Origin of the sequence: Citrobacter braakii (assembly GCF_002075345.1) — a bacterium.
In the GTDB taxonomy this organism is placed as follows: domain Bacteria; phylum Pseudomonadota; class Gammaproteobacteria; order Enterobacterales; family Enterobacteriaceae; genus Citrobacter; species Citrobacter braakii.
Window position 1 is genome coordinate 98,547 of sequence record NZ_NAEW01000006.1, and the last position, 16,044, is coordinate 114,590.

Annotated in this window: 15 protein-coding genes and 1 pseudogene; 9 read left to right on the forward strand and 7 right to left on the reverse strand. The window is 52.4% G+C overall.

What is annotated here, in order from left to right; translation table 11 throughout:
- Positions 1-7: 7 nt before the first annotated feature.
- Together BZK42_RS14580 and BZK42_RS14585 are read left to right on the forward strand one after the other, a co-directional pair.
- Entirely contained in the window at positions 8-1,414 is a 1,407-nt protein-coding gene (locus tag BZK42_RS14580) for a glycoside-pentoside-hexuronide (GPH):cation symporter (protein ID WP_016151715.1), read from the forward strand.
- A complete protein-coding gene (locus tag BZK42_RS14585; protein WP_049269187.1) occupies positions 1,414-2,364 on the forward strand; it encodes a glycoside hydrolase family 43 protein in 951 nt (316 codons plus the stop codon). Before BZK42_RS14580 ends, BZK42_RS14585 begins: the two co-directional genes overlap by 1 nt.
- A gap of 81 nt (positions 2,365-2,445) precedes the next feature.
- On the opposite strand, the gene ampE is transcribed toward BZK42_RS14585, so the two are convergent.
- Both ampE and ampD read right to left on the reverse strand, forming a co-directional pair.
- Positions 2,446-3,300: a beta-lactamase regulator AmpE gene (gene ampE, locus BZK42_RS14590; protein WP_080859365.1), complete on the reverse strand. Its 855-nt coding sequence runs from the start codon at positions 3,298-3,300 to the stop codon at positions 2,446-2,448.
- Positions 3,297-3,860 (reverse strand): 1,6-anhydro-N-acetylmuramyl-L-alanine amidase AmpD, encoded by a 564-nt coding sequence (ampD, locus tag BZK42_RS14595; RefSeq protein WP_080859366.1) that lies wholly within the window; start codon positions 3,858-3,860, stop codon positions 3,297-3,299. The genes ampE and ampD overlap by 4 nt, the downstream gene beginning before the upstream one ends.
- A gap of 87 nt (positions 3,861-3,947) precedes the next feature.
- Here ampD and nadC point away from each other — a divergent pair, with 87 nt between their 5' ends.
- The 4 genes and pseudogenes from nadC to hofC all read left to right on the forward strand — a co-directional run bounded on the left by nadC (position 3,948) and on the right by hofC (position 8,110).
- A complete protein-coding gene (gene nadC / locus BZK42_RS14600) occupies positions 3,948-4,841 on the forward strand; it encodes a carboxylating nicotinate-nucleotide diphosphorylase (protein WP_080859456.1) in 894 nt (297 codons plus the stop codon).
- Positions 4,842-5,085: 244 nt separating this feature from the next.
- Positions 5,086-5,523 (forward strand): annotated as a pseudogene (gene ppdD / locus BZK42_RS14605) (prepilin peptidase-dependent pilin).
- A gap of 9 nt (positions 5,524-5,532) precedes the next feature.
- Complete coding sequence (gene gspE / locus BZK42_RS14610; protein ID WP_080859367.1) at positions 5,533-6,918, forward strand: type II secretion system protein GspE; 1,386 nt, start codon at positions 5,533-5,535, stop codon at positions 6,916-6,918.
- Positions 6,908-8,110 carry a protein transport protein HofC gene (gene hofC / locus BZK42_RS14615; protein ID WP_080859368.1) on the forward strand — a complete coding sequence of 401 codons (1,203 nt, stop codon included), beginning with the start codon at positions 6,908-6,910 and terminating at the stop codon, positions 8,108-8,110. Before gspE ends, hofC begins: the two co-directional genes overlap by 11 nt.
- Before the next feature lie 55 nt (positions 8,111-8,165).
- Here hofC and BZK42_RS14620 read toward each other — a convergent pair whose 3' ends face one another.
- The gene (locus tag BZK42_RS14620; RefSeq protein WP_003829510.1) at positions 8,166-9,209 is read right to left on the reverse strand and encodes a GMP reductase; all 1,044 of its coding nucleotides are present in this window, start codon (positions 9,207-9,209) and stop codon (positions 8,166-8,168) included.
- Between the two features lie 225 nt (positions 9,210-9,434).
- Between BZK42_RS14620 and coaE the strand changes: the two genes are divergently transcribed.
- From coaE to yacG, 3 genes are read left to right on the forward strand one after another with little or no spacing between them, the layout of a single operon-like run.
- Entirely contained in the window at positions 9,435-10,055 is a 621-nt protein-coding gene (gene coaE, locus BZK42_RS14625) for a dephospho-CoA kinase (protein WP_046275369.1), read from the forward strand.
- Positions 10,055-10,798 carry a cell division protein ZapD gene (gene zapD / locus BZK42_RS14630; protein WP_016151705.1) on the forward strand — a complete coding sequence of 248 codons (744 nt, stop codon included), beginning with the start codon at positions 10,055-10,057 and terminating at the stop codon, positions 10,796-10,798. Before coaE ends, zapD begins: the two co-directional genes overlap by 1 nt.
- Positions 10,799-10,807: 9 nt before the next feature.
- Positions 10,808-11,002: a DNA gyrase inhibitor YacG gene (gene yacG, locus BZK42_RS14635; protein ID WP_016151704.1), complete on the forward strand. Its 195-nt coding sequence runs from the start codon at positions 10,808-10,810 to the stop codon at positions 11,000-11,002.
- 88 nt (positions 11,003-11,090) lie between these two features.
- Here yacG and mutT read toward each other — a convergent pair whose 3' ends face one another.
- From mutT to lpxC, 4 genes are all read right to left on the reverse strand, one after another.
- Complete coding sequence (gene mutT, locus BZK42_RS14640; RefSeq protein ID WP_016155691.1) at positions 11,091-11,480, reverse strand: 8-oxo-dGTP diphosphatase MutT; 390 nt, start codon at positions 11,478-11,480, stop codon at positions 11,091-11,093.
- A 56-nt stretch (positions 11,481-11,536) separates the two neighbouring features.
- Positions 11,537-14,242, reverse strand: coding sequence for a preprotein translocase subunit SecA (gene secA / locus BZK42_RS14645; RefSeq protein WP_016151702.1), 2,706 nt, complete (start codon positions 14,240-14,242; stop codon positions 11,537-11,539).
- 60 nt (positions 14,243-14,302) lie between these two features.
- Complete coding sequence (secM, locus tag BZK42_RS14650) at positions 14,303-14,809, reverse strand: secA translation cis-regulator SecM (RefSeq protein WP_029139762.1); 507 nt, start codon at positions 14,807-14,809, stop codon at positions 14,303-14,305.
- A gap of 284 nt (positions 14,810-15,093) precedes the next feature.
- The gene (gene lpxC / locus BZK42_RS14655) at positions 15,094-16,011 is read right to left on the reverse strand and encodes a UDP-3-O-acyl-N-acetylglucosamine deacetylase (protein ID WP_006686706.1); all 918 of its coding nucleotides are present in this window, start codon (positions 16,009-16,011) and stop codon (positions 15,094-15,096) included.
- Between the last annotated feature and the right edge of the window lie 33 nt (positions 16,012-16,044).

Sequence of the window (16,044 nt, forward strand, 5' to 3'; positions counted from 1 at the left end):
GCAGTTGATGGAAACCAGTAAGCTCACGGTGAAAGAAAAGATCGGCTATGGAATGGGCGACGCCGGATGCAACATCATCTTTGGCGCCATCATGTTGTTTGTTAACTATTTTTACACAGATATTTTTGGTCTGGCACCGGCCCTGGTCGGCGTGTTACTGCTCTCAGTACGCGTTATAGATGCCGTTACCGACCCTATTATGGGCGCGATGGCCGACCGCACCCGCAGCAAATATGGTCGATTTCGTCCATGGCTTTTGTGGATGGCTTTCCCATACGCATTATTTAGCGTACTCATGTTTACCACCCCTGAGTGGACGTATAACAGCAAAGTAATCTATGCGTTCGTCACCTACTTCCTGCTCTCTATCACCTATACGGCGATCAACATCCCTTACTGCTCGCTCGGCAGCGTCATCACTAACGATCCAAAGGAACGTGTCGCCTGCCAGTCATATCGCTTTGTGTTGGTAGGAATTGCAACCCTGCTGCTCTCCCTCACCTTGCTGCCAATGGCGGACTGGTTTGGCGGGGAAGATAAAGCTAAAGGCTATCAGATGGCGATGGCAGTGCTGGCCTTCATCGGCATGTGTATGTTCCTGTTTTGCTTTGCAACCGTCCGTGAGCGCGTACGTCCTGCCGTCCCGACTAACGACGATTTAAAAGCCGACCTGAAAGACGTATGGAAGAACGATCAGTGGGTAAAAATCCTGCTGTTAACCCTGTGCAACGTCTGTCCGGGCTTTATTCGCATGGCTGCCACCATGTACTACGTAACCTGGGTTATGCAGCAAAGCACGCAGTTCGCAACGTTGTTTATCAGCCTTGGCGTTGTGGGCATGATGATCGGCAGCATGCTGGCGAAGGTGTTGACCGATCGCTGGTGCAAACTGAAAGTCTTCTTCTGGACCAATATCATCCTGGCGATTTTCTCCGGCGCGTTTTACTTCTTCGATCCTAAAGCCACCATGATGATTATGGTGCTTTACTTCCTGCTCAACATTCTGCATCAGATCCCATCCCCACTGCACTGGTCGCTGATGGCAGATGTCGATGACTACGGCGAGTGGAAAACCGGTAAACGTATCACCGGAATCAGCTTCTCCGGCAACCTGTTCTTCCTGAAACTGGGCCTGGCGATTGCCGGAGCGATGGTTGGTTTCCTGCTCTCCTGGTACGGCTACGACGCAGGGGCGAAAGCGCAAAGCGACTCCGCCATTAACGGTATTATGCTGCTGTTTACCATCATACCGGGTGTAGGCTACCTGATTACCGCAGGCGTAGTTCGTCTGCTGAAAGTTGACCGCGAGTTTATGCAACAAATCCAGACAGATTTAGAAAAGCGCCGCGCCAACTACCGTGAACTGAATGAGTACCACGATATAAAAACGACTGAAAACGTAAGGAAAGCCTAATGAATCAGTGGCCAAATCCCTTTATTGAACAGCGTGCCGACCCGTTTATTTTACGTGACGGTAGCCACTACTATTTCATTGCTTCAGTGCCCGAATACGATCGTCTGGAGATCCGCCGGGCGGACTCGCTGGAAGGGTTACGCACCGCCGTCCCGGTTGTCGTCTGGCGCAAACCAGAAAACGGCCCCATGAGCCAGCTGATCTGGGCGCCTGAGATCCATCATCTGGCAGGCAAGTGGTACATCTATTTTGCCGCCGCCCACACACAGGCGCTCGACAAGCTGGGGATGTTCCAGCACCGTATGTTTGCGCTCGAATGTGCAGACGCCGATCCGCTGACCGGCCAATGGACAGAGAAAGGGCAGATTAAAACGCAGTTTGATACCTTCGCGCTCGATGCCACCACCTTTAACCATCAGGGAAAACAGTGGTATCTGTGGGCGCAGAAATCCCCCGATATCGCCGGAAACTCCAATATCTATCTCGCCGAACTGGAAAATCCATGGACGATTAAAGGCGAGCCGGTAATGCTCAGTCATCCAGAGTATGACTGGGAATGCCGGGGTTTTTGGGTCAACGAAGGCCCGGCCGTCATGGTTCACGGCGATAAGCTGTTTATCAGCTATTCCGCCAGCGCCACCGATGAGAACTACTGTATGGGATTATTGTGGATTGATCTCAACGCCGATCCGCTCAACCCGCAGAACTGGCACAAATCGCCGCGCCCGGTCTTTACCACCAGCTACGAAAACCGCCAATACGGGCCGGGGCACAACAGCTTTACGCAAACGCCGGAAGGAGAAGATGTGCTGGTGTACCACGCGAGAAATTACACTGAAATCGAGGGCGATCCGCTGTACGACCCAAACCGCCATACTCGTCTGAAGCTGGTGCGCTGGAACGAAAACGGGATGCCAGATTTTGGCATCCCACCTGCTGATACGCTTTGAAAGATTGGCCCGCAAGCACAAAGCGACCGGGCCAATTTTTTTCCTCGACGGATAAGCGCAGCGCCATCCACCAATAATGGCTTAAATTAATGTTCCATAAATGGTCAGCACGGCAATGACCACCACCACCACAAACGAGGTCTTCTTCGCCATCGAAACCGCGGCTTTTGGCGTTGCGACTTTATCGGTATGTGGTTCACGCTCCAAAGAAAACTGCGCAAGGCGAGTAAGCACCTGATATTGCGAAGTATGCAGATCCGCCAGCGACGCAAACCAGGCAGGCAACGCCTTCTCGCCGTGCCCCAGCAGCGCATAGACGACACCCGCCAGGCGCACCGGGATCCAGTCCAGCACGTGCAGGATCGCATCGATACCTGATTGCAAACGCTGGTGTGGCGTCTGATAGCGCGCCAGCCAGGACTGCCAGGCACGTAGAAAGGCATAACCCACCAGCGTCACCGGTCCCCACGGGCCACCGACAATCAGCCAGAATAACGGCGCCAGATAAAAGCGAAAGTTGTTCCATAACAGCGCGTTCTGCAGTTCGCGCAAGAACTCACGCTCATCGCACTCAGGCGGAATCCCATGAATCAGGGTCAGCTCGCTGGCCATCGCTTCACGGGCGTGAGCGTCATCGCGAGCAGCCGCGTTCAGATAGGCATGATAATGAAGACGCGTCTTGCCAGCGCCGATGCACAGCAAACCAATTAAGATCCACGCCACCAGCAAAGGCACGTTAAACAACAGGCCTTGAAGTGCGCGCAGCAGCAGGAATGTCACCCCCATCGCAATAAGGGCCATGCCTACCGTACGCATCATCGAAAAATGCTTCACCCGGCGGAAAAAAGCTTCAACCCGGTGATCAAGCTGCCAGTGCTCACCCAGCTTAAACAGGCGTTCAACAATCAACACCAGTAATGTTGTAAACAGCGTCATGTCATCTCCTTGTGCGACGAGGGGGTGACCAGGGCGCGAAACCTTGCCCAGTCAAAAGAGGGCCCGGGATCGGTCTTACGCTCGGGCGCAATATTGCAATGTCCTGTCATGTTGTTGGCAATGGCCGGATAACGCGTAATCAGGGCATTCGTCACGGCTGCCAGTTGCTGATACTGCGCATCGGTATAGGCCAGCGTATCCGTCCCTTCCAGCTCAATACCAATTGAGAAATCATTACAGCGTTCGCGGCCTTGATAGTTCGACACGCCAGCATGCCAGGCGCGTTTATCAAAGGGGACATACTGCACGATTTCACCGTCACGGCGAATTAAACAATGTGCCGAAACGCGCAAATGGGCGATCCCGGCAAAATAAGGATGGGCATTGGGAGCAATCGTGCCCGTAAACAGCGCATCGATCCACGGGCCGCCAAACTCGCCAGGCGGCAGGCTGATATTATGCACCACCAGCAGAGAAGGGTTTTCGTCATCCGGGCGGCAATCGTAATGAGGAGAGGGAACGCGTCGCGCCTCTGCCAGCCAGCCCTCGTCTAACAACATGCAGAATCTCCTTATTGGTGGTGCTCATATCAGGTTCAGGGTAGCATGTTTCCACCTTATGATTCGTTAGCAATTTGGAGTTTTATCATGCCGCCTCGCCGCTATAACCCTGACTACCGACGTGACGCGCTGTTGGAACGCATAAATCTGGATATCCCTGCCGCTGTAGCTCAGGCGCTGCGTGAAGATTTAGGCGGAGAAGTTGATGCCAATAACGATATCACCGCACAGCTTTTACCCGCGGATATGCGCTCCCACGCCACCGTGATCACCCGCGAAGATGGCGTTTTTTGTGGAAAACGTTGGGTAGAAGAGGTCTTTATTCAACTGGCTGGCGATGATGTCAACATCACCTGGCATGTCGAAGATGGCGACAGCATTAAGACCAATCAGCCGCTATTTGAACTGGACGGCCCTTCCCGCGTGCTGCTAACTGGCGAACGTACCGCGCTTAATTTTGTACAGACGCTTTCGGGTGTGGCGAGCGAGGTGCGTAAATATGTCGACCTGCTGGCGGGAACAAAAACCCAACTGCTGGATACACGTAAAACTCTGCCGGGGCTACGTACCGCGCTGAAATACGCCGTATTATGCGGCGGCGGCGCAAATCATCGTCTGGGCCTTTCTGACGCTTTCCTGATTAAAGAAAACCACATTATTGCTTCAGGTTCGGTACGTCAGGCCGTTGAAAAAGCCTTCTGGCTGCACCCGGATGTGCCGGTTGAAGTCGAAGTAGAAAGCCTGGATGAACTGGACGACGCGCTGAAAGCAGGGGCCGACATCATCATGCTCGATAACTTCGAAACTGACCAAATGCGGGAAGCGGTAAAACGCACCAACGGCCAGGCGCGTCTGGAAGTGTCGGGTAACGTCACTCATGAAACTCTGCGCGAATTTGCCGAAACCGGCGTGGATTTCATCTCTGTTGGCGCGCTGACCAAGCATGTTCGCGCGCTCGATCTCTCTATGCGTTTTCGCTAATTACTGATGGTGTAGCCCGATAGTACTTTCACTTATCGGGCCCATCACGTCGGTTTTTTCTATCGGCCGGATAAAGCGTTTACGCCGCCAAACGGCTGTTTCTTGGAGCCTCTTCGCAAATACGGTGTCTGACTCTGTAATTTCATAAAAATCCTCGGAACCCGCCTTCCCGTTCTGTTTTTTGCCTCTCGCCGTGACCCCGAGCGTTTGCCAAAGTAGCGCCAGCTAACTCAAGGAGCGAACGATGGACAAGCAACGAGGCTTCACACTTATCGAACTCATGGTGGTCATTGGCATTATTGCCATCCTTAGCGCCATCGGTATTCCGGCTTATCAAAACTATCTGCGCAAAGCCGCGTTAACAGACATGCTGCAAACCTTTGTTCCCTATCGCACGGCGGTTGAGCTCTGTGCGCTGTAGCATGGCGGAACAACAACCTGTGATGCCGGAACGAATGGCATCCCTTCTCCAGCCACCACCCGTTATGTCTCAGCCATGAGCGTTGAAAAAGGGGTGGTCAGCCTCAGCGGACAAGAAAGCCTGAACGGGTTAAGCATCACCATGACGCCGGGTTGGGACAATGCCAACGGAATTACCGGCTGGAGTCGTAACTGCGTTATCCAGAATGACAGCGCATTGCAACAGGCCTGTGAAGACGTTTTCCGTTTCGATATCAATTAAGGAAAAGAGATGAATACCACCCAACTTACGGCGCTGTGCCAACGTCATCAGGGAATATTACTGGATGCAGACAATGAAGTGGTGCACATCGCCGTCGTGGACGCTCCATCCCACGAATTGCTGGACGCACTGCATTTTGCCACCACCCGACGTATCGACATCGTCTGCTGGACGCGTCAACAAATGGAAGGCCACACGCATACGCCACAGAAAATGCTCCCGGCAGTGGTCACGAAAAGCAGCGCCAGCGCAGCAGATTTGCTGAATCAGACGTTTCAATCCGCCCTGGTGCAACGGGCTTCTGATATTCATTTTGAGCCAGCGGAAAATCACTATCGAATCAGATTACGTGTGGATGGCGTACTGCATGCTTTACCGGACGTCACGACCGAGATGGGTATCGCCATCACTGCCAGACTAAAAGTTTTAGGCAGTCTGGATATTGCCGAGCACCGACTTGCGCAAGACGGCCAATTTACCGTTGAGATTTCAGGAGAGCCGGTCTCGTTTCGCATCGCCACTCTGCCCTGTCGTTTCGGCGAAAAAGTGGTGCTACGGCTACTGCATCAGGTCGATCAAGCGCTGGAAATCACCGCGCTGGGAATGCAGGACGCGCAGCTGGCAGCATTTTCACAAGCGTTGCAGCAGCCTCAGGGGCTGATTCTGGTCACCGGACCAACCGGAAGCGGTAAAACGGTCACGCTGTACAGTGCGCTGCAGACCCGAAACACTCCGGACGTTAACCTCTGTAGCGTGGAAGATCCAGTCGAGATCCCGATCGCAAGTCTTAACCAGACACAAATTCATCCACGTGCCGGTCTCACTTTTCAGGGAGTATTGCGCGCGCTGCTGCGTCAGGATCCCGACATTATCATGGTGGGTGAAATCCGTGATGGCGAAACGGCCGAAATAGCCCTTAAAGCCGCACAAACCGGTCATCTGGTTCTATCAACACTGCATACCAATTCCACTACAGAAACACTTATACGCTTGCAGCAAATGGGGGTTGCACGCTGGATGATCGCCTCCGCGCTGACGCTCGTTATTGCACAGCGGTTGGTGAGAAAATTGTGTCCCCATTGCCGACAATGTCTGGAAACGCCGATCATGCTCCCGGAAGCGATCTGGCCTATGCCACTGCCTCGTTGGCAGGCTCCGGGCTGCCAACATTGCTATCACGGATTTTATGGCCGTACGGCATTGTTTGAAGTTCTCCCCGTTACACCTGCATTGCGCCAGAGCATCGCCAACGGTACGTCCGTAGACGGAGTGGAATCGAATGCTCAGCAACTGGGGATGAGCACGCTTTTCGAAAATGGTTGCAAGGCCGTCGAACAAGGGTTAACAACATTTGAAGAGTTGGTACGCGTACTGGGCATGCCCCATGTCAGCTAAACTGCTTTGGCGCTGGCAAGGTATTAGCAACGAAGGTAATCCACTGGAAGGCGTACTTTGGGCCGATACCCGCCCCTCATTGATACTTGCTCTCGAGCAACGGCATATTACGCCGCTGCGCATTAATCGTATGCGTGTAAAAGCCTCACAATGGAGCCGTGAAAAAAGCGCTGAAACCATACATCAACTGGCGACGTTGCTGAAAGCAGGGCTAACACTCTCGGCAAGTTTAGCTTTGCTGGCTGAACAGCATCCCAGCAGCCAATGGCAAGCGCTACTGCGCACGCTGGCTCACGATATGGAACAGGGTATTTCTCTCTCCACCTCGCTATCTCAGTGGCAACACGTTTTTCCGCCTCTTTATCAGGCAATGATCCGTACCGGAGAGCTTACGGGTAAGCTGGACGACTGCTGCTTTGAACTCGCCCGCCAGCAGAAGAATCAACAGCAACTGGCGGATAAAGTTAAAAAAGCCCTACGCTATCCGATTTTCATCATCACGATGGCGGTGATGGTAGTATTCGCGATGCTGCAGTTTGTACTCCCTGAGTTTGCCGCCATTTACCAGACGTTTAACACCCCGCTACCAGTACTCACTCAGTGGATTATTGCCATCGCGCATTTTAGCAGCCAATGGGGATGGCTGGCGGGAGCATTCAGCCTGGTAGCGGGTGCGGCATATCACCTGATGAAGCAGAAGCCATACTGGCTCACTCTGCGCCAGAAATTGCTGCTCGGCTTCCCGGTCATAGGACCGATGGTGAGAGGGCAAAAACTCACGCAGATCTTCACTGTTCTGGCGTTAACGCAAAATGCAGGTATTCCTTTTCTGCAAGGTCTTGAGAGCGTCACTGAAACGCTGGCCAACCCTTTCTGGTCGCAACGCTTAGCGCAGGTACATCACGACATCAGCGCCGGAAAACCGGTCTGGTTAGCGCTAAAAAATTGCGGTGAATTCAGCCCATTGTGCATACAGTTGGTCAGAACAGGTGAGGCTTCCGGCTCGCTGGATACAATGCTGCGTAATCTCGCCCATCACCACGGCGAGAAAACATTGTCTCAGGCAGAGAATCTGGCTGCACTACTAGAGCCTGCGTTACTGGTCATTACGGGGCTGATAATCGGTACGCTGGTCGTTGCGATGTATTTGCCGATTTTTCATTTAGGAGATGCGATGAGCGGGGTGGGATAAATTCAAATGCCGGATGGCGCACAGCTTATCCGGCATGTCATAGTACTACCTGTTCTTACAGGCTATTGAAAACGCGGTTTTCTTGTTCCTGTACACGAATAAACGTTGTACGTTTGGTCAGTTCTTTCAGGCGAGATGCACCGACATAGGTACAGGCAGAACGCAGGCCGCCAAGGATATCGCGTGCAGTGTTATCAACCGGGCCACGCAGAGGCAACTTAACTGTTTTACCTTCCGCAGCGCGGTATTGTGCAACACCACCAACGTGACGCGTCATGGCTGATTCAGAGCTCATTCCGTAGAACAGCATGAATTTCTCACCGTTCTCTTCAACAATTTTGCCGCCGCTTTCTTCATGACCGGCCAACATACCGCCGAGCATAACGAAGTCCGCGCCACCGCCGAACGCTTTTGCCACGTCACCCGGCATTGTGCAGCCGCCGTCACTGACAATCATGCCGCCCAGACCGTGAGCTGCATCAGCACATTCAATAACCGCAGAAAGCTGTGGGTAGCCAACGCCGGTTTTTACACGTGTGGTACATACAGAACCCGGGCCAATGCCGACTTTAACAATGTCCGCGCCGGAAAGAACCAGCTCTTCACACATTTCCCCAGTAACCACATTGCCCGCACAAATTGTTTTTGTCGGCCATGCTTCACGCGCTTTCGACACAAACTGAACAAAATGCTCTGAGTAGCCATTTGCCACATCAATGCAGATAAAGTTCAGCGCCGGGTTGAGCGCCAGAATCTGTTTGGTTTTTTCGAAATCGGCATCAGAGGTGCCGGTTGAAACCATTACATGTTTGAGCACATCAGCAGAGCTCTCTGCGATGAAAGCAGCCCAGTCTTCAACAGAATAGTGTTTGTGTACCGCAGTCAGGATGTCGAAGGATGCCAGCGCCGTTGCCATGGCAAACGTCCCGACAGTGTCCATGTTCGCGGCAATAATCGGTACGCCGGACCAGGTCTGACCTGAGTGCTTAAAGGTAAATTGACGTTCCAGCTCAACATCGGAACGGCTTTTGAGAGTAGAACGCTTAGGGCGGATAAGAACGTCTTTGAAACCTAACTTCAGATCTTCTTCGATACGCATGTGCGGATTCCTGGGGTTAATGGCGAAAAATCGAAACTCACAACTCCAGTGACGCTATCATACGCACTAATCAATGCCGCGCAAGACTGCGAAATTCTCTTTTTTTACGCTACAATCCCATAAATTTACCTGGCGAATAGTAGGTTAATCCTGCAGCAGCCTCGCCGTCGCACGCTTAACTTTTAACTGTTTGATAATCAAACTTAAACTCCAGGATCTGCATCTATGAGGTATACGGTAGCCTTAACCGGCGGCATTGGCAGTGGTAAAAGTACCGTTGCAAATGCGTTCGCTGACCTCGGAATAAACGTCATTGATGCAGATATTATTGCGCGCCAGGTAGTTGAACCCGGTACCCCAGCCCTTAAGGCGATCGAAGAACATTTTGGTACCGAAGTTATAGCTACCGACGGATCGTTGCAGCGACGCATTTTACGCGAACGCATTTTTTCCAGTCCTGAGGAGAAAAGCTGGCTGAATGCCTTGCTCCATCCGCTTATTCAGCAGGAAACGCAGCGCCAGTTTCAGCAAGCAACCTCCCCTTATCTGTTGTGGGTTGTACCTTTGCTGGTGGAAAATTCGCTGTATAAAAAAGCCAACCGCGTACTCGTGGTGGATGTTACCCCCGAGACACAGCTCAGACGCACTATGCAGCGCGATGACGTCACGCGTGAGCATGTTGAACAAATTCTTGCTGCCCAGGCAACGCGCGAAGCGCGTCTGGCCGTGGCAGACGATGTTATTGATAATAATGGCGCACCGGAGGCCATCGCCTCGGATGTCGCCCGCCTGCACGCGCTCTATTTGCAATGCGCGTTGCAGTTTGTCTCACAGGAAAAACCGTAATGCACACCCAGGTCCTTTTTGAACACCCTCTCAATGAGAAGATGCGTACATGGCTGCGCATTGAGTTTTTAATCCAACAGCTCTCCGTTAATGTACCCATAGCGGACCATGCAGGCGCACTGCATTTTTTCCGCAACATCGGAGACTTACTGGATGTATTTGAACGCGGCGAAGTCCGTACCGAACTCCTCAAAGAGCTGGAAAGACAACAGCGTAAACTCCAGGCCTGGGTTGAAGTTCCCGGCGTCGATCAAAACAGGATCGACGCATTGCGCCAGCAGTTAAAAAGCGCGGGCAGCATTCTTATTTCGGCTCCGCGTATTGGACAGACGCTGCGCGAAGATCGTCTGATTGGCCTTGTACGTCAGCGTTTAAGCATTCCTGGCGGATGCTGCAGCTTCGATCTGCCGACCCTGCATATTTGGTTACATCTACCGCAGTCGCATCGCGACGCGCAGGTTGAAACCTGGCTTGCAAGTCTGAATCCGCTCAATCAGGCACTGTCGCTGGTGCTGGATTTAATTCGCAACTCTGCGCCATTCCGTAAGCAAACCAGCTTGAATGGTTTTTATCAGGACAACGGCGAAGATGCCGATCTGCTTCGCTTGCAGCTGCCGCTTGATTCGCAGCTTTATCCGCAAATTTCTGGTCATAAGAGCCGCTTTGCTATTCGCTTTATGCCGCTGGATAGCGAGAATGGCCAGGTGCCTGAGCGTCTCGATTTTGATCTGGCGTGCTGTTAAGGAGTCAACATGTCTGAACAAACCATCGTCAACTGCCCAACCTGCGGCAAACCCGTAGTGTGGGGTGAAGTCAGCCCGTTTCGCCCATTCTGCAGCAAGCGCTGCCAGTTAATCGATCTGGGTGAGTGGGCCGCAGAAGAGAAACGTATCCCAAGCTCTGGTGATCTGTCGGAAAACGACGACTGGAGTGAAGAGCAGAAGTAATTCAGCTAAAACGTAGGGCGGGCAAGCGTAGCGACCCCGCCCTAATTTGCCGGATGGTGGGGTTGCCTAATCCGGCCTACGAACACCTTTATCCAGCAATCAGCTTTTCAATTACCGGCGCATTCGCAGGCGGAAAATCTTCTGTATTCAGAGCATCTTGCGCAATCCACTGCGCCGGTTGCCCCTCTTTCCCCCACGGTTCGCCTTCCCAGCTTTCAACCAGCCAGAACCACAGAGTGATATGCCGGTCCGGAAACTGGTACTCCAGCTTTTCGAACAGTGAGCTTTGAGTCGGCGTAATGCCTACTTCTTCCTGTAACTCGCGAATCAGCGCCTGCTCCGGCGTTTCGCCCGCTTCAATTTTCCCGCCGGGGAACTCCAGCTTATTGGCCATGTGGGCATCAGCCGCACGCTGGGTTATAAAAATTTCATGGTGCTGGTTGCGAATAATCCCGACGGCGATCTGCAGTATTTTCATCTTTATCGTCCATAAAAAAGGCGCAGAATTCTGCGCCTTTTCAGTAAGTTATTTTCTTAACTCAGGCGGCCATGGCACTGTTTGTACTTTTTGCCGGAACCGCAAGGACACGGATCGTTACGGCCCACTTTACGATCGCCAGTTTGTGCTGCCAGCTCTTCTGCCGCGGCAGAATCGTCACCTTTATGGCTCAACTGCTGCATCTGCGCTAAACGTTCAGCGTCTTCACGACGTTGCTGCTCCATCGCTTCTACTTCTTCAGGCATACGCACCTGAACTTTGCTCAGGGTGCTGATCACTTCGTACTTCAGTGATTCCAGCATTGATGCAAACATAGAGAAGGATTCACGCTTGTATTCCTGCTTCGGATCTTTTTGCGCATAACCACGCAGGTGGATACCCTGACGCAGGTAGTCCATCGCCGCAAGGTGCTCTTTCCACAGAGAATCGAGAGTTTGCAGCATCACGCCTTTTTCGAAGTGACGCATCATCTCCGCGCCCACAACTTCTTCTTTACGCTGATAAACTTCGATGGCGTTTGCCAGAATACGTTCGCGCAGCGTTTCCTCATGCAGCTCAGGCTCTTTATCCAGCCACTCTGAAATAGGCATTTCCAGATCGAAGTCGTTTTTCAGACGTTCCTGCAGACCCGGGATATCCCACATTTCTTCCAGAGACTGCGGCGGAATATAGGCATCAATTGTCGCTTTGAAGACATCCTCACGGATGCTATTAATGGTTTCGCTAACGTCAGTTACGTCCAGCAGTTCGTTACGCTGGGTGTAGATTGCGCGACGCTGGTCATTGGCAACGTCATCATATTCCAGCAGTTGCTTACGAATATCGAAGTTGCGGCTTTCTACTTTACGCTGCGCGTTTGCAATCGCTTTAGTCACCCACGGGTGTTCAATTGCTTCACCAGGCTTCATGCCCAGTTTACGCATCATGCCGGACACGCGGTCAGAAGCAAAAATACGCATCAGCGCATCTTCCATCGACAGATAGAAACGAGAAGACCCCGCATCCCCCTGACGACCAGAACGACCACGCAGCTGGTTATCTATACGACGAGATTCGTGACGCTCGGTACCGATAATATGTAAACCACCTGCTGCTAACACCGCATCATGGCGAACCTGCCACTCGGCTTTGATCTGCGCGATTTGTTCTGGAGTCGGGTCCTCCAGCTCGGCAATTTCCGCCTGCCAGCTACCACCCAGCACGATATCGGTACCACGACCTGCCATGTTTGTCGCGATAGTCACTGCGGACGGATAACCCGCCTGGGCGACGATTGCGGCTTCGTTGGCGTGGAACTTGGCGTTCAGAACGTTGTGTTTGATACCCGCCTTGTTCAGCTCGTTAGAAACCACTTCCGATTTTTCAATAGAGATAGTACCAACCAGCACCGGCTGGCCATTTGCGGTACGCTCTTTAATATCTTCAATGATCGCCTGAATTTTTTCCGCTTCAGTCATGTACACCAGATCCGGTAAATCCTTACGGATCATCGGGCGGTTGGTCGGCACAACAACGGTATCCAGTTTGTAAATGGAGCTGAATTCAAAGGCTTCAGTATCTGCTGTACCGGTCATACCGGCCAGTTTTTCGTACAAACGGAAGTAGTTCTGGAAGGTAATAGATGCCAGCGTCTGGTTCTCGTTTTGGATATCTACGCCTTCTTTGGCTTCAACAGCCTGGTGCAGACCATCGGACCAGCGGCGACCCTGCATGGTACGACCGGTGTGTTCGTCGACGATGATAACTTCACCGTCTTTCACGATATAGTCAACGTCGCGAGTAAACAGCACGTGCGCGCGCAGTGCAGCAGTCACGTGGTGCATCAGCATAATGTTGCCCGGAGAGTACAGCGACTCGCCCTCATCCATAATGCCTTCGTTAACCAACAGCTCTTCAATCAGTACCAGACCACGTTCGGTCAGGTTGACCTGGCGCGCTTTCTCATCAACAGAGAAGTGGCCTTCCCCCTGGAACGTGTCGGAATCGTCCTTCTCCTGACGAATCAGGTGCGGGATGATTTTGTTCACTTTTTTATACATTTCCGAGCTGTCTTCAGCCGGACCGGAGATGATCAGCGGCGTACGCGCTTCATCGATCAGGATGGAGTCGACTTCATCGACCAGCGCATAGTGCAGTTTACGCTGAACGCGCTCTTCCGGGCTAAACGCCATGTTGTCGCGCAGGTAGTCAAAGCCGTATTCGTTGTTGGTACCGTAAGTAATATCGGCATTGTAGGCTTCACGCTTGGCTGGCGCAGGCAGGCCAGACATGTTGATACCCACGGTCATGCCGAGGAATTCAAACAGCGGGCGGTTATTTTCGGCGTCACGCTGAGCCAGGTAGTCGTTCACGGTAACCACGTGTACACCTTTCCCGCTTAAGGCGTTGAGGTAGGCTGGCAGCGTTGCGGTCAGGGTTTTACCTTCACCGGTACGCATTTCCGCGATGCAGCGATCGTTAAGCACCATACCACCCAGCAGCTGTACGTCGAAATGACGCATGCCGAACACACGCTTACTCGCTTCGCGGACCACCGCGAACGCTTCCGGGATCAGGCTTTCAACGCTGGCGCCTTTTTCCAGACGGGCGCGGAATTCAGCGGTCTTCGCTTTCAGTTCATCATCGGAGAGTTTTTCCATCTCCGGTTCCATTGCATTGATGACATTGACCACTTTACGCATACGACGCAGCGTACGCTCGTTACGGCTACCGAATACTTTTGTTAATAATTTGATTAGCATAATAAAATCTCAAACGCCCCGCGGTGCGGAGTCAAAAATTATAAGTTGGAAGGTTCTTTTTTAGCTGAGGCGTTGAGGGCCAGCACGGATACCCTGCAGCTGGCTGATCCAGACCGGAACGCTAAATGCGGCCTGAGAGGTAAAATGGGCATATGTCACGCGACTCACGGTCGCGGGCGGTCTGCCTTCTTGCGTCAGCATCGCGCTGAGCGTATTCAGTAACGCAAGATGGTGCGCCTGGATTGGCAACGGCTCTTCGGCAACAGGCAGCGCCTGAGGAGCCATGGCAAAAGAAAGATGGCGAATGACCGTACGAATGGCATGCTGATGCCAGTAGTCAACGGTAAAATTCGGGCGGCGATTGGTCGCCTCCAGCAAAGCAAGCTGGCTAAAGTTAACTTTGGCAGATTGATCGTGATTGCTGGCGGTCGCCTTCGCGGGAGTATTAGGTTCAGCAGCATTACCGAGCGCAGGCAGGCCAAAACTAGCCGCGACCATCCCCAACAGGAGATGCGGCCAGAAGTACCGTCTGCCTAACTGTCGCCAACGCGTCAGTATTCCACTCACGTTATTGCCACCTGATATACCCTGCGTTTGGGGTTACAAATGCAAAACCATTTTTTTGCGCATAAATATTACCATTAAAGCGTACGCTCCACAGCAGTAATGACAGCAAGTCGCGGGTAAATATGCTTAAGAAAGCAGCGATCGAACGGTGTTTTAATCTGTTGGTGGGGAAAAAGTCGCTTCAGATAAGGTGGTTTTGCAATCGAAAGATAAAAAACGACTGGCTCACCTGGCCGGAGAGAGTGCCAGATTTACCAGTCGAATTTATGCGACAGCGTATGTCGTTATGCCAGTACAGTCGAAGGTGCTTTGAACGCCAACGGCAGTTCTGCATCGTCCTGGAAGGTCACATATTCCCAGGCTTCCTGTTTTGCCAGGACTGCCTGCAATAGTTTGTTATTCAGTGCATGACCGGATTTATACGCGGTGAATGCACCAATAATGTTGTGACCACACATGAACAAGTCACCAATCGCGTCGAGCATTTTGTGACGAACGAATTCGTCTTCAAAACGCAGGCCGTCTTCGTTCAATACGCGATAATCGTCAACAACGATGGCACAATCGAAGCTGCCGCCCAGGCACAGGCCGCGGGACTGCAGATATTCGATATCACGCATGAAGCCGAAAGTACGCGCGCGGCTGATCTGGCGCATGAACGCATCCGCAGAGAAGTTCATCGCGTAGCGCTGCGTGCTGGAGTCGATCGCCGGATGGTTAAAGTCGATGGTGAAATCCAACGTAAAACCATTATACGGCTTAAACTCAGCCCACTTATCGCCATCTTCGACACGAACGGTCTCTTTGATGCGAACAAATTTTTTGGCGCTGCTCAGTTCTTCAATACCTGCATCAAGCAGCAGGTAAACGAACGGAGCGGCACTGCCATCCATAATCGGGATTTCCGGGGCGTTAACTTCAATAACGATGTTATCGATACCTAAGCCCGCCAGAGCAGCATTAAGGTGCTCTACAGTTGAAATCCGCACATCATGCTCATTGACCAGACACGTACAGAGCATGGTATCACGCACAGATTTGGCATCGGCCGGGAAATCTACCGGAGGATTCAAGTCGGTGCGACGATAGATGACCCCGGTGTTGGCCGGCGCAGGTCGTAATGTCAGGGTGACTTTTTTGCCGGTATGCAAACCGACGCCAGTCGCCTGAACGATACGTTTAAGAGTCCTTTGTTTGATCATCGTATAATCTCGCCAAATTACCTATCCAACCGA

What these genes read in the sequence shown, in the direction of transcription:
- secA (WP_016151702.1), bottom strand. Translation starts at nt 14,242, where the DNA reads ATGCTAATCAAATTATTAACAAAAGTATTCGGTAGCCGTAACGAGCGT.
- nadC (WP_080859456.1), top strand. Translation starts at nt 3,948, where the DNA reads ATGCCGCCTCGCCGCTATAACCCTGACTACCGACGTGACGCGCTGTTG.
- BZK42_RS14585 (WP_049269187.1), top strand. Translation starts at nt 1,414, where the DNA reads ATGAATCAGTGGCCAAATCCCTTTATTGAACAGCGTGCCGACCCGTTT.
- lpxC (WP_006686706.1), bottom strand. Translation starts at nt 16,011, where the DNA reads ATGATCAAACAAAGGACTCTTAAACGTATCGTTCAGGCGACTGGCGTC.
- hofC (WP_080859368.1), top strand. Translation starts at nt 6,908, where the DNA reads ATGTCAGCTAAACTGCTTTGGCGCTGGCAAGGTATTAGCAACGAAGGT.
- zapD (WP_016151705.1), top strand. Translation starts at nt 10,055, where the DNA reads ATGCACACCCAGGTCCTTTTTGAACACCCTCTCAATGAGAAGATGCGT.
- mutT (WP_016155691.1), bottom strand. Translation starts at nt 11,480, where the DNA reads ATGAAAATACTGCAGATCGCCGTCGGGATTATTCGCAACCAGCACCAT.
- BZK42_RS14620 (WP_003829510.1), bottom strand. Translation starts at nt 9,209, where the DNA reads ATGCGTATCGAAGAAGATCTGAAGTTAGGTTTCAAAGACGTTCTTATC.
- coaE (WP_046275369.1), top strand. Translation starts at nt 9,435, where the DNA reads ATGAGGTATACGGTAGCCTTAACCGGCGGCATTGGCAGTGGTAAAAGT.
- ampD (WP_080859366.1), bottom strand. Translation starts at nt 3,860, where the DNA reads ATGTTGTTAGACGAGGGCTGGCTGGCAGAGGCGCGACGCGTTCCCTCT.
- ampE (WP_080859365.1), bottom strand. Translation starts at nt 3,300, where the DNA reads ATGACGCTGTTTACAACATTACTGGTGTTGATTGTTGAACGCCTGTTT.
- gspE (WP_080859367.1), top strand. Translation starts at nt 5,533, where the DNA reads ATGAATACCACCCAACTTACGGCGCTGTGCCAACGTCATCAGGGAATA.
- BZK42_RS14580 (WP_016151715.1), top strand. Translation starts at nt 8, where the DNA reads ATGGAAACCAGTAAGCTCACGGTGAAAGAAAAGATCGGCTATGGAATG.
- yacG (WP_016151704.1), top strand. Translation starts at nt 10,808, where the DNA reads ATGTCTGAACAAACCATCGTCAACTGCCCAACCTGCGGCAAACCCGTA.